This window comes from Paraburkholderia sp. GAS38 (assembly GCF_050434965.1).
Lineage (GTDB): Bacteria > Pseudomonadota > Gammaproteobacteria > Burkholderiales > Burkholderiaceae > Paraburkholderia > Paraburkholderia phenazinium_A.
Genome location: NZ_JBNDJO010000001.1, coordinates 647,376 through 659,665, shown reverse-complemented (window position 1 = coordinate 659,665; position 12,290 = coordinate 647,376). Strand labels below are relative to the sequence as shown.

General features: G+C 65.1%; 9 protein-coding genes. 8 read left to right on the top strand and 1 reads right to left on the bottom strand.

Going from position 1 to position 12,290, the window contains the following annotated elements; genetic code table 11:
• The first annotated feature begins 272 nt into the window (after window positions 1-272).
• From rimO to P3T42_RS02770, 5 genes are all read left to right on the top strand, one after another.
• Window positions 273-1,664, top strand: a complete 1,392-nt coding sequence (gene rimO, locus P3T42_RS02790; protein WP_074298539.1) for a 30S ribosomal protein S12 methylthiotransferase RimO — start codon at window positions 273-275, stop codon at window positions 1,662-1,664.
• A 3-nt stretch (window positions 1,665-1,667) separates the two neighbouring features.
• Window positions 1,668-2,597 (top strand): sugar kinase, encoded by a 930-nt coding sequence (locus P3T42_RS02785; protein ID WP_074298543.1) that lies wholly within the window; start codon window positions 1,668-1,670, stop codon window positions 2,595-2,597.
• A 144-nt stretch (window positions 2,598-2,741) separates the two neighbouring features.
• The gene (bktB, locus tag P3T42_RS02780; RefSeq protein ID WP_429305115.1) at window positions 2,742-3,926 is read left to right on the top strand and encodes a beta-ketothiolase BktB; all 1,185 of its coding nucleotides are present in this window, start codon (window positions 2,742-2,744) and stop codon (window positions 3,924-3,926) included.
• Window positions 3,927-3,971: 45 nt separating this feature from the next.
• On the top strand, window positions 3,972-4,595 hold the full coding sequence (locus tag P3T42_RS02775; protein WP_074298546.1) for a hypothetical protein: 624 nt from the start codon (window positions 3,972-3,974) through the stop codon (window positions 4,593-4,595).
• Between the two features lie 75 nt (window positions 4,596-4,670).
• Window positions 4,671-5,855 (top strand): cystathionine beta-lyase, encoded by a 1,185-nt coding sequence (locus P3T42_RS02770; protein ID WP_429305114.1) that lies wholly within the window; start codon window positions 4,671-4,673, stop codon window positions 5,853-5,855.
• Window positions 5,856-5,950: 95 nt separating this feature from the next.
• Here the strand turns inward: P3T42_RS02770 and serB are convergent, their stop codons facing one another.
• The gene (gene serB, locus P3T42_RS02765) at window positions 5,951-6,790 is read right to left on the bottom strand and encodes a phosphoserine phosphatase SerB (RefSeq protein WP_074298551.1); all 840 of its coding nucleotides are present in this window, start codon (window positions 6,788-6,790) and stop codon (window positions 5,951-5,953) included.
• Window positions 6,791-6,999: 209 nt separating this feature from the next.
• On the opposite strand from serB, the gene P3T42_RS02760 reads away from it, so the two are divergent.
• From P3T42_RS02760 to ligD, 3 genes are all read left to right on the top strand, one after another.
• Window positions 7,000-8,235 (top strand): cytochrome P450, encoded by a 1,236-nt coding sequence (locus P3T42_RS02760; RefSeq protein WP_429305113.1) that lies wholly within the window; start codon window positions 7,000-7,002, stop codon window positions 8,233-8,235.
• A 152-nt stretch (window positions 8,236-8,387) separates the two neighbouring features.
• Window positions 8,388-9,356 carry a Ku protein gene (locus tag P3T42_RS02755; protein WP_429305112.1) on the top strand — a complete coding sequence of 323 codons (969 nt, stop codon included), beginning with the start codon at window positions 8,388-8,390 and terminating at the stop codon, window positions 9,354-9,356.
• Window positions 9,357-9,377: 21 nt separating this feature from the next.
• Window positions 9,378-12,260, top strand: a complete 2,883-nt coding sequence (ligD, locus tag P3T42_RS02750; RefSeq protein WP_429305111.1) for a DNA ligase D — start codon at window positions 9,378-9,380, stop codon at window positions 12,258-12,260.
• Window positions 12,261-12,290: the final 30 nt, after the last annotated feature.

Genomic DNA, 12,290 nt, shown 5'->3' with positions numbered 1-12,290 from the left:
ATACTTACCGTTTGCTGACGATGAGGGTACGCCTTAATCGATCGTCGAACGGGGCAACCTGGCGACAAATACGGTCACCACGCCGCCAAACAGCCGCTTAAGCGGCTGTTTTCATTTCTGGAGACCGGCCGCACCTGCGCTAGCTTAGCGTCGTGAGTCTGGTCGTTTCACGCGCGACGTCCGGCGGACGGCCTTCGCTTTACGCGGGGCCCAGACCGTGCTGCGGGGTACAATGTGAGGTTACGTTTACCGCCATCCGCCGGACCGACCCTATGCCGCAAGCTACTTCCCCCATTTCGCCGAACACAGCCGCCCCCAAGGTCGGCTTTGTCAGCCTCGGCTGCCCCAAAGCGCTCGTCGACTCCGAGCAGATCATCACGCAACTGCGCGCCGAGGGCTACGAGATCTCCGGGACCTATGACGGCGCTGACCTCGTGGTCGTCAACACCTGCGGCTTCATCGACGAAGCCGTGCAGGAAAGCCTCGACGCGATCGGCGAGGCGCTCACTGAAAACGGCAAGGTCATCGTCACCGGCTGCCTCGGCGCGAAGAAGAGCGCGAGCGGCTCGGGCCTGATCGAAGAAGTCCATCCCAAGGTGCTGGCCGTGACCGGTCCGCATGCGCTGGGCGAAGTCATGCAGCACGTGCACATGCATCTGCCGAAGCCGCACGATCCGTTCGTCGACCTGGTGCCCGCTGCGGGCGTGAAGCTCACGCCGCGTCACTATGCCTATCTGAAGATTTCCGAGGGCTGCAACCACCGCTGCACGTTCTGCATCATCCCGTCCATGCGCGGCGACCTCGTGTCGCGTCCGGTCGCGGACGTGATGCTCGAAGCGGAAAACCTGTTCAAGTCCGGTGTAAAGGAACTGCTCGTGATTTCGCAGGACACGAGCGCGTACGGCGTGGACGTGAAGTACCGCACCGGTTTCTGGAACGGCAAGCCGATCAAGACGCGCATGACGGACCTCGTCGCCGCGCTCGGCGAACTGGCCGCGCAATACGGCGCGTGGGTGCGCCTCCATTACGTCTATCCGTACCCGAGCGTCGACGAAGTTATCCCGATGATGGCCGAAGGTCCGTTCAAGGGCCACGTGCTGCCGTATCTCGACGTACCGTTCCAGCACGCGCATCCCGAAGTGCTGAAGCGCATGAAGCGTCCGGCCAATGCCGAGAAGGTGCTCGAGCGCGTGCGCGCCTGGCGCGAGATCTGCCCGGACCTGACTATCCGCAGCACGTTCATCGCCGGCTTCCCCGGCGAGACCGAAGAGCAGTTCCAGACGCTGCTGGATTTCATTCGCGAGGCGGAACTGGATCGCGTCGGCTGCTTCGCTTACTCGCCGGTTGAAGGCGCCACCGCCAACGAACTCGACGGCGCCTTGCCCGACGAAGTGCGCGAAGAGCGCCGCGCGCGCTTCATGGAAGTGGCTGAGGAAGTGTCGGCCAAGCGTATCGCGCGCAAGGTCGGCAAGACCTTGAAGGTGCTGGTCGACGAGATCAATGACGACGGCGGCATCGGCCGCACAGCCGCAGACGCGCCGGAGATCGACGGCGTCGTGTACATCTCGCCCACCACCAAGGCGTCGAAGCGCTACAAGGTGGGCGATTTCGTGTCCGTGAAAATCACCGGCGCGGACGGCCACGATCTGTGGGGCGAGGTGTAAGCCATGTCCACGGCGGCGAGCCCGGCAATCCTCGCGCTTGGTGAGGCGATGGTCGAATTCAACCAGTCGTCGAAGGACCCGTCCAGCTACCTGCAGGGCTTCGGCGGCGACACGTCGAACTTCTGCGTCGCGGCGGCCCGCCAGGGCGCGACAGCGGGGTTTGTGTCGGCGGTCGGCGACGATCATTTCGGGCGTCTGCTGCTCGATCTGTGGCAACGCGAAACGGTGGATACGTCGACGGTGAAGGTCGACAGCCACGCGCCGACCGGCGTCTATTTCGTCTCGCACGGCGTCGACGGTCACCAGTTCGATTATCTGCGCGCAGGGTCGGCCGCTAGCCGCTATGCGCCGTACGATCTGCCGCTCGAGGCGATTGCGGCCGCGCAGGTACTGCATCTGTCCGGCGTCAGCCTCGCGATCAGCCTCAGCGCCTGCGACGCGGCCCTGGCTGCGATTGGCCACGCGCGCGCCAACGGCGTGCGGGTGAGTTTCGACACCAATCTGCGCCTCAAGCTATGGCCGCTCGCGCGGGCGCGTGCGGTGATGGTCGAAGCGATTCGCCATACCGACATCTGCCTGCCGAGCTGGGACGACGTGACTGTCTTGACGGGGCTCACAGGCCGCGACGAGATCGTCGATTACCTGCTGGCGCTCGGGCCGCGCGTTGTCGCGCTCAAGCTCGGCAAGCAGGGTGCTTATGTGGCCACGCCCGACGAGCGCCGCGAGGTGCCGGGGCACGTCATGGACGCGGTCGACGCGACCGGCGCCGGCGACTGCTTCGGTGGTGCGTTCGTCGCCCGTATCGTGGCGGGCGACGATCCGTTCGCGGCGGCGCGTTACGCGAATATGGCGGCGGCATTGTCCACACAAGGTTTCGGGGCGGTCGCGCCGATTCCCGGGCGCAACGCGGTCGAGAAGGCGTTGGCGGCCTGAGCGGGCGAGGTTGTCGTGAGCGGCCTCGCGTCCGCCCGACGGACCACACGCCTCGACACCGGCGCACAAGGCGGCCCGCGAACCCCCACGCTGAGTGGCCGTCCAGATCGCGATCAGAGAGTCAGACAGTAAGAGGAGCGAGCGATGCAACGAGAAGTGGTGGTGGTAAGCGGCGTGCGTACGGCAATCGGCGACTTCGGCGGCAGCCTCAAAGACTTCTCGCCGACCGATCTCGGCGCCCGCGTGGTGCGCGAGGTGCTGTCGCGGGCCAAGGTGACGGGCGACGAAGTCGGCCATGTGGTGTTCGGCAATGTGGTCCACACCGAACCGAAGGACATGTATCTGGCCCGCGTGGCCGCGTTGAACGGCGGCGTCGCGCAGCATGCGCCCGCGCTCACGGTGAACCGCCTGTGCGGTTCCGGCCTGCAGGCGATCGTCTCCGCTGCACAGAGCGTGCTGCTCGGCGACGCGGACATCGCCATTGGCGGCGGCGCGGAAAACATGAGCCGCGCGCCGTACATGATGCCGGCTGCGCGCTTCGGTCAGCGCATGGGCGATGCGCGTCTCGTCGACATGATGCTCGGTGCGCTGCAGGACCCGTTTCAGGGCATTCACATGGGCGTGACGGCCGAGAATGTCGCACAGAAATACGGCATCTCCCGTGAGGCGCAGGATGCGCTCGCGCTTGAATCGCATCGACGCGCGGCTCATGCGATCGCCAGCGGTTACTTCAAGGAACAGATCCTGCCGATCACGATCTCATCGAAGAAAGGTGATGTCGTGTTCGAGCAGGATGAACACGTGCGTCTGAACCCGTCGGCGGAAGACTTCTCGAAGTTGAAGCCGGTGTTCGCCAAGGAAAACGGCTCGGTGACGGCCGGTAACGCGTCCGGTATCAATGATGCGGCTGCCGCCGTCGTGCTGATGGAGCGCAGCGTGGCCGAGCAGCGCGGCGTGAAGCCGCTGGCGCGGCTGGTGGCCTACGCACATGCGGGCGTCGATCCGGCCTATATGGGCATCGGCCCGGTGCCGGCCACCCGCAAGGTGCTCGAACGGGCCGGCCTGACGGTGGCCGATCTCGACGTCATCGAAGCCAACGAAGCGTTTGCCGCGCAGGCGTGTGCGGTCAGCAAGGAACTTGGGCTCGATCCCGCGAAGGTCAACCCGAACGGCTCCGGCATTTCGCTCGGCCACCCGATCGGTGCGACCGGCGCATTGATTACCGTGAAGGCGCTGTACGAGCTGCAGCGCATCGGCGGGCGTTATGCGCTCGTGACGATGTGCATTGGCGGCGGCCAGGGCATCGCGGCGATCTTCGAACGGATCTGACGCCGGGCGCGCTGCGCCTCGTCTCATGCAACAGGAAGGAAACGGATGCTGGAATCGAAAGCAATCAGGAGTGTCGCGCGTTGGCGCGGCTGGATCCCCGGTGCCGCAGCGGTGCTGCTGCTGGCCGGTGCAGGCAGCTTGTCGCCCCGCGCAGCGTGGGCGCAGAGCGATGCGGTCAAGGAACTGGCGGCGCCGCCCCCCATCCAGTTGCCGCTCAAGCCGAGCCCGGAGTTCGCGAAGTTTCCGCGCTACGCCGGCACGCTCGGCACGCGTCAGATCGTATTGCGGCTCGGCGCGAAGACCGACGACCCGTCCGGCGTGCACGGCGAATATCAGTACACCGATACGGGCGAAGTGATCCTGATTGCGGGCGACCGCGACGGCGATACGCTCGAAGTCGAGGAGTCGAACGATGGCACCCACATCACGGGAAACTGGGTCGGCAAGTTTGCCGCTGACGGTTCGTTGGCGGGGGACCGGATGAACGTCGACGATTCGGATCCGCAGCCGTTCGACCTGCGTCCGCTCGCAGCCGGACAACCGGTGCCTGCGCCGGGTGCGCCGGCTCAGCCGCCGGCGGCCGGAACCGCGCCGTCGGCTCCCGCAGCGCCTGCAGCGAGCGGCGCGCATACGGTAAACGGAGTGAACAACCTCTCGATCGGCGAGTAAGCGCGCCGCTCGCGCGCTCTGCCGATCCGCCTGGCGTTCTCTCATCGTTCCATTTTGGCTCTACGCGAATTGACCATGACTCAATCCAAACCCAGGCGCGGCCTGCAAACCCGTATCGTGCGCGCTGAAGATCAGGTGACCCCGGGCTTCGAATCGTTCGCGGTGCCGGTCGCGCGCGCCTCGACGGTCGTCTTTCCGGATCTGGCGACGATGCGCTCGCTCGACTGGCGCAACGACGGTCAATGGCGTTACGGCTTGCACGCCACGCCCACCTCGCTCGTGCTGGCGCAGCGGCTGGCGGCTATCGAAGGCGGCAATCATGCGCTGCTGCAACCCTCGGGACTGTCGGCGATTTCCAATGTTTATTTCGGTCTCGTCAAAGCCGGCGACGATGTCCTGATCCCCGATAACGTCTATTCGCCGAACCGCGAGCACGGCGACTGGCTCGCTCGAGACTTCGGCATTACGGCGCGCTACTACGATCCGATGATCGGCGCCGGGATTGCCGATCTGATCCAGCCCAATACGCGGCTGATCTGGCTCGAGGCGCCGGGCTCGGTGACGATGGAAGTGCCGGACGTGGACGCGATCACCGCGGCGGCGCGAGCCCGCAATGTGATCACGGCCATCGACAATACCTGGTCCGCGGGGCTCGCGTTCCGTCCGTTCGAGCATGGCGTCGATATTTCGGTGCAGGCGCTGACCAAATATCAATCGGGCGGTGGCGATGTGCTGATGGGCGCGACGATTACCGTCGAGCGCGAGCTGCATGTCAAACTGAAAGCGGCGCGCATGCGCATGGGGATCGGCGTCTCGTCGGACGACTGCTCGTTGATCCTGCGCAGCCTGCCGAGCATGCAGGTGCGCTTCGAGCAGCATGACCGCAGCGCGCTCGCGCTGGCGAAGTGGCTGAAGACGCGGCCGGAGATCGCTGCGGTGCTACATCCCGCGTTGCCCGATTGTCCCGGGCACGAGTTCTACGAACGTGACTTCACGGGGGCGGGCGGCTTGTTTTCGGTGGTGTTCGATGGACGTTATACGCCGGCGCAAATCGATACGTTCTGCGAGTCGCTCGAGCTGTTTTCGATCGGCTGGAGCTGGGGCGGCGCACATAGTCTCGTGATGCCGTACGACATCGCCTCGATGCGTACCGCAGCGCAGTGGCCGCATCGGGGTACGCTGGTGCGCTTCTACATCGGGCTGGAAGAAGAGGCCGATCTGCGCGCGGATATGGAGCGGAGTCTGGGTACGCTGGTGTAATTGCAGCTTGCGTCGTTGAAAAAAGCCCATCGAAACCTGGTTTCGATGGGCTTTTTTTGCGTCTGCAGCGGGCGGGTGGGGACGCGGCAGTGGTCTCAAAACAACCGCAACACCCCATCGAGCCCAACATGATTGAACGCGACACTCGCCGCTTCGCGCACTACCGGCTTGGCGCGAAACGCCACGGATAACCCTGCCTCGGCCATCATCTTCAGATCGTTGGAGCCGTCGCCCATCGCGATGGCCCGGCTGGGCTCGATGCCAAGCGTCGCACAGGTCTCGCGCAGCGTGCGCGCCTTGACTTCCGCATTGACGATCTCGCCCGTGACCTGGCCGGTCAACTTGCCGTCGACGATTTCGAGCGTATTGGCTCGCGTGAAATCGAGGCCAAGGCGGGCTTTCAGCTTCTCGGTGAAGAAGGTGAAACCGCCGGACACGAGCAAGGTCTTCAAACCGGCCGCTTTCACGCCGTTCAGCATCTGTTCCGCACCGGGCGACAGGCGCAGCCGATCCTCGTACACACGTTCCAGCGCGCCCGCGTCGAGTCCCTTGAGCAGCGCCACCCGGCGAACCAGGCTTTCGTTGAAATCCTTGATTTCGCCGCGCATCGACGCTTCGGTGATCGCCGCGACTTCGGCCTTCAGGCCGCAGAAATCCGCGATTTCGTCGATACATTCAATCGTGATCAGCGTCGAGTCCATGTCCATGGCAACCAGGCCGAAGTCGCGCAACTGCCGGTTGGGTTCCACAAACGCGTAATCCAGGGCGTGCGTGCCGCAGTAGACGTCCAGATCGGCGCGCTGGGACGGGCTAGCGTCGGCAATGCGGATCGCGTGGGCGTCGATGGCGGTGGCGCGCGAGCCGCGCGCGAGCGCGACGAGCGTCTTATGGTGGTCGGCGGACAGGGGCGCGGGGCTTTGGATGACGAGGTTCATGTCGACGAGGAAAGAGCGCGCGGCGCGCGCGGAAAATCCCGTTATTGTAACGGGTAAGCACAATGCATCCGCCGGGCGGCCCGGTCATACTTTCGGAACCGGCAAGCAGCGCCTATAACCCGTTTGAACCTGCGAAAGCCACGCATGATCAACGGATGCGCTCCCCATAGCGCCCATCACGCTGCCCATACAAAATCACGGAGACCGCCATGACCCTGCCTGCCACCGCCGACGACCCTCATATCCTTGCGCGCGATTTCGATCTCCAGCATCTGACACCGGCGTTCTACGCCGATCCCTATCCGGTCTACCGCGCGCTGCGCACGCACGAGCCGGTGAAGCGCATGCCCGACGGCTCGCTCTTCCTCACGCGCTACAAGGACGTGCAGGCGGTCTACCGCGATCCCAGGACGTTCAGTTCGGACAAGACCGTCGAATTCAAGCCGAAGTACGGCGCGTCGCCGCTCTACGCGCATCACACGACGAGCCTCGTGTTCAACGACCCGCCGCTGCATACGCGGGTGCGCAAGCTGATTGCGGGCGCACTCACGGCGCGGGCGATTGCGGCGATGGAGCCGGGCCTCATCCGGCTGGTGGATGGATTGCTCGACTCCGCCGCCGATCAGGGCCGCCTCGATCTGATCGGCGAATTCGCCGCCGCGATTCCGCTCGAGATCATCGGCAATCTGCTCGTCGTGCCCCACGAGGAGCGCGCGCCGCTGCGTGACTGGTCGCTGGCGATTCTCGGCGCGCTCGAACCGGCCTTAAACGCCGCGCAGCTCGAACGCGGCAACCGTGCGGTGAGCGAGTTCGTCGCCTATCTGCAGGATCTGGTGGCGCGCCGACGTCGTTCGCCGGGCGATCCGCAGCACGATGTCCTGACCCGTCTGATCGAAGGCGAAGTGGACGGCGAACGTCTCTCGGAGGTGGAACTGCTGCAGAACTGCATCTTCATCCTGAATGCCGGCCATGAGACGACCACCAATCTGATCGGCAACGGACTCGTCACGCTCAGCGAATGGCCCGACGCGCGTGCCGCCTTGCAGCAGGAGCCGGGACTGATCGACAGTGCGGTCGAAGAGTGCCTGCGCTTCGAGAGCTCGAACCAGCTCGGCAACCGGATGGCCACCGTCGACACCGAGATTGGCGGACACGCCGTGGCGCGCGGCACACCGGTCACGCTGTGCATCGGCGCGGCCAACCGCGACCCGGAGCAGTTTGCCGATCCCGAGCGCTTCGAGATTCGTCGCGAGCCGAATCGTCATCTGGCCTTTGGCTTCGGCATTCATCAGTGCGCGGGGCTCTCGCTCGCACGGCTCGAAGCGCGCATTGCGATCGGGCGTTTCGTGCAGCGCTTTCCTTCGTACCGCTTAAGCGGCGCGCCGACGCGCGGCGGCCGGGCGCGCTTTCGCGGGTTCGCCGCGGTGCCGTGCGAGGTGGGCTAAGCGGACTCCCCGCGGGCCGTAGCTTTTGCCGACACGGCGCAAGAGTTACAGGGCGCTCAGTTCATAACCCGCGCATGGCGCTGTCGCCGCGGCAGCGGCCGCCGTGGCACGCTTGATGCGTCGTCGAAGGTCCCGGCCTTTGGGAGCGCACGATGTCACACATGATCTGGAAAGGCGCGATCAGCTTCGGCCTCGTGCACGTCCCGGTGCAACTGTATCCGGCGACGCAGTCGGAGAAAGTCGGCTTCAATCTGCTCGACAAGCGTTCGATCGACCCGATCGGCTACCGGCAGATCAACAAGCGGACCGGCAAGGAAGTCACGCGCGACGATATCGTGCGCGGCTTCGAATATGAGAAGGACAAGTACGTCGTGCTGTCCGACGACGAGATCCGCTCGGCAAATCCGGAGTCGACGCAAACCGTCGATATTCTCGCCTTCGTCGAAGCGCCCGAGATCTCGTTTCTGTATCTCGACACCCCGTATTTTCTCGCACCGGACCGCAAGGGCGAGAAGGTCTATGCGCTGCTGCGCGAGGCGTTGAAGGCGTCGGGCAAGATCGGTATCGCCAACGTCGTGCTGCACAACAAGCAGCATCTGGCGGCGCTCATTCCGGTCGGGCCGGTACTTGCGCTCAACACGCTGCGCTGGGCCGACGAAGTGCGCGACTACAACGAATTGAAGCTGCCGTCCGAAGAGCCGAAGAAGGCGGGCGTGACCGCGCGCGAACTCGATATGGCGAAAAAGCTGATCGACGACATGAGCGATGGCTGGGATCCGTCCACCTATCACGACACGTTCCGCGACGACATCATGGCGCTCGTCGACCGCAAGGTTCGCGCGGGCAAGACCGAAGAGATCGTCGAGGTCGAGACGCCGCGCGAGTCGCGTCGGTCCGCGGAGATTCTGGATCTGTCGGAGCTGCTCAAGCGCAGTCTCGGGCGCGGCAAGGGCAAAGCCGGCAGCCGGTCGCGTGCGGCGCCGGACCATGACGACGCAGAGGCGCCCGCGACGACGCGACCGCGCAAGACCAGCACGACGCGCCGCGCCAGCGGGGTCGCGGCTCGTACCGCCGCTTCGCCTAGTAAGGACGCCTCGCATCGCAAGCGCAGCGCCGCTTGAGGATGCTTTTAAAGTACGGCCATGACCGACCGGCTCGATCCCTATCACCGCAAGCGCCGCTTCGACGAGACGCCCGAACCGTCCGGCAAGCCAGCCCGCAAGGCTGCGGCCGGCAAGATGCCATCGCGCAAGCCGGCGCACGCGCTCGCCTACGTGATCCAGGAACACGACGCGCGTCGCCTGCACTACGACTTCCGGCTCGAACTCGACGGCACGCTGAAGTCGTGGGCGGTGCCCAAGGGGCCGAGCCTGGATCCGTCGGTAAAGCGGCTCGCCGTCCATGTCGAAGATCACCCGCTCGAATACGGCTCGTTCGAAGGCGAGATTCCGCCGGGGAACTACGGCGCGGGTTCGGTCATCGTGTGGGATCGCGGCACGTGGGAGCCGGACGGTGGGGCTGCGCACGCGCGTGAGGCGTATCGGGCGGGCAAGCTCAAGTTCTCGCTGATGGGCGACAAGCTTCACGGTGGCTGGATGCTGGTGCGTAGCCACATGCGCGGCAGCGGCGACAAGGAGCAGTGGCTGCTGATCAAGGAGCGTGATGAGGCGGCGCGCAACGAGGCCGACTTCGACGTGCTCGCCGAGCGGCCCGGCAGTGTGCTCGACGGGGCGGCCGCGCGCCGCGTAGGTAACGCGGGCAAGGGGGCCGCGCGGAAAACCGCGGCTAAACGCGTCGCCGAGAAACCTGCCGCGACAAAGCTGGCGGCAAGTAAGCCAGCCACGCGCTCCAGCAAGACTGCAGCGTCGAAGACAGCACCGAAGGCAACAAGCGGCACACGCAGCACCAACCCGAAGAAGACCGACATCGTCGCGAACCGCAGCGCGGAGTCGCTCCGTACTTTGGCTGCGTCGCCGGCGATCGAGGGCGCAAAGAAGGCCGCCTTACCCGCCACGTTCAAACCGCAACTGGCGACGCTGGTCGAGTCCGCTCCGCCGGGCGACGAATGGTCGTACGAGATCAAGTTCGATGGCTACCGGGTGCTCGTGCGTATCGATCGTCGCGTCGCGAAGAACCCGGTTCAGATCTATACACGCGCCGGCAACGACTGGTCCGCGAAATTCAGCAAGCAGGTCGGCGCGCTCGCGCAACTCGAGCTCGATAGCGGATGGCTCGACGGCGAAGCGGTGGTGCTCGATCACAACGACGTGCCGAACTTTCAGGCGCTGCAAAACGCGTTCGACGCCAACCGGCCGCAGGACATCGTGATCTATCTGTTCGACTTGCCGTTTCTAAATGGCTACGACCTGCACGGCGTGCCACTGGTGCAGCGCCGCGCCATTCTGCACGCACTGCTCGAAGGGGCGGACAACCGCGTGTTGCGCTTTTCGGAAGACTTCGACTTTAGCGCCGACGATCTGCTGAAAAGCGCCTGCGATATGGCGCTCGAAGGCATCATCGGCAAGCGGCGCGACAGCCGCTACGCCTCGGGGCGCAGCGCGGCGTGGATCAAGCTGAAGTGCCGCCGCCGGCAGGAATTCGTGATCGGCGGCTACACCGAGCCGGCGGGCAGCCGCGCCGCTTTTGGCGCGCTGCTGCTCGGCGTGTACGACGCCGAAGGCAAGCTGCGGTATGCGGGCCGGGTCGGCACCGGTTTCGATGCAGCGTTGCTGCGCGCGGTGAAAAAGGAGCTCGACGCGCGTGAACAGTCGCGCATGCCGTTCGCCGAGACACCGCGCGAACGCAGCCGCACGCCGGTTCACTGGGTCAAGCCAGAACTCGTTTGCGAATGCAACTTCGCGGAGTGGACCGACGAGCGCATCGTGCGCCAGGCGTCGTTCGTCAGTCTGCGACACGACAAACCGGCGCGGCAGATCGTCAGGGAAACGCCGCGCGAAGGAGGCGATGTGCAACACCATCCGAGTGAACGTTCAACGGAAGCGCCCGCGAAAATCCGCGCGGCGAAAGGTCCGGCAACTAAGGCGTCTGCCTCGCGTGCCCCGGCTGTGGACGAGCCAGCAGCGGCGCACGCCGCCCGCGCACGCGCGACGAAAAAGGGCGCTTCCACCGAGACGGTGGCCGGTGTGCGGATTTCCCATCCGGATCGCGTGATCGACAAGCGAACCGGCACGCGCAAGATCGACCTTGTGAAGTACTACGAATCGATCGAAGCATGGTTGCTGCCGCATTTGCACGACCGGCCGGTTTCGCTGGTGCGGGCGCCGGACGGCATCGGCGGCGAGCTGTTTTTTCAGAAGCACAGCCAGAAGCTGTCGATTCCAAATGTCACCCAGCATCCCGGGCTCGATGCCGGTCATCCGCCGCTGATCACGATCGATACCGTCAAGGCGTTGATCGGCGCCGCGCAAATGGGCACGATCGAACTGCATACGTGGAACGCGCTCGTCTCGAACATCGAGAAGCCCGACCGCGTGGTGTTCGATCTGGACCCCGACCCGGCGCTCGGCTGGGACAAGATGATCGAAGCCGCCCAACTCACCCGCACGCTGCTCGAAGAACTCGGCCTCGCGTCGTTCTGCAAGACGAGCGGCGGCAAGGGATTGCATGTGGTCGTGCCGTTAGCCAAACACGCAGGCTGGGACGAGGTGAAGACGTTTTCGCAGGCTGTCGCGCAGCATATGGCGGCCACGCTGCCCAAGCACTTCGCCGCGAAGATGGGGCCGCAGAATCGCAAGCGCAAGATCTTTGTCGATTACCTGCGCAACAACCGTGGCTCGAGCACGGTGGTCGCTTTCTCCGCACGGGCGCGGCCAGGGCTGGGCGTGTCGGTGCCGCTCGCATGGGACGAGCTTGACGGTACGACGGCCGGCGATCAATGGACCGTCGCCAATCTGCATGAACGGCTTGAGTCGCTGCACGAGGACCCTTGGTCCGCTTACGCAAAAACGCGCCAGCGCATCACGGCGGCCATGAAAAAGCGGCTGGATGGCGCGAAGACCGATTGAGCAGACGGTTGGATCTCGCCCGCATGTCCG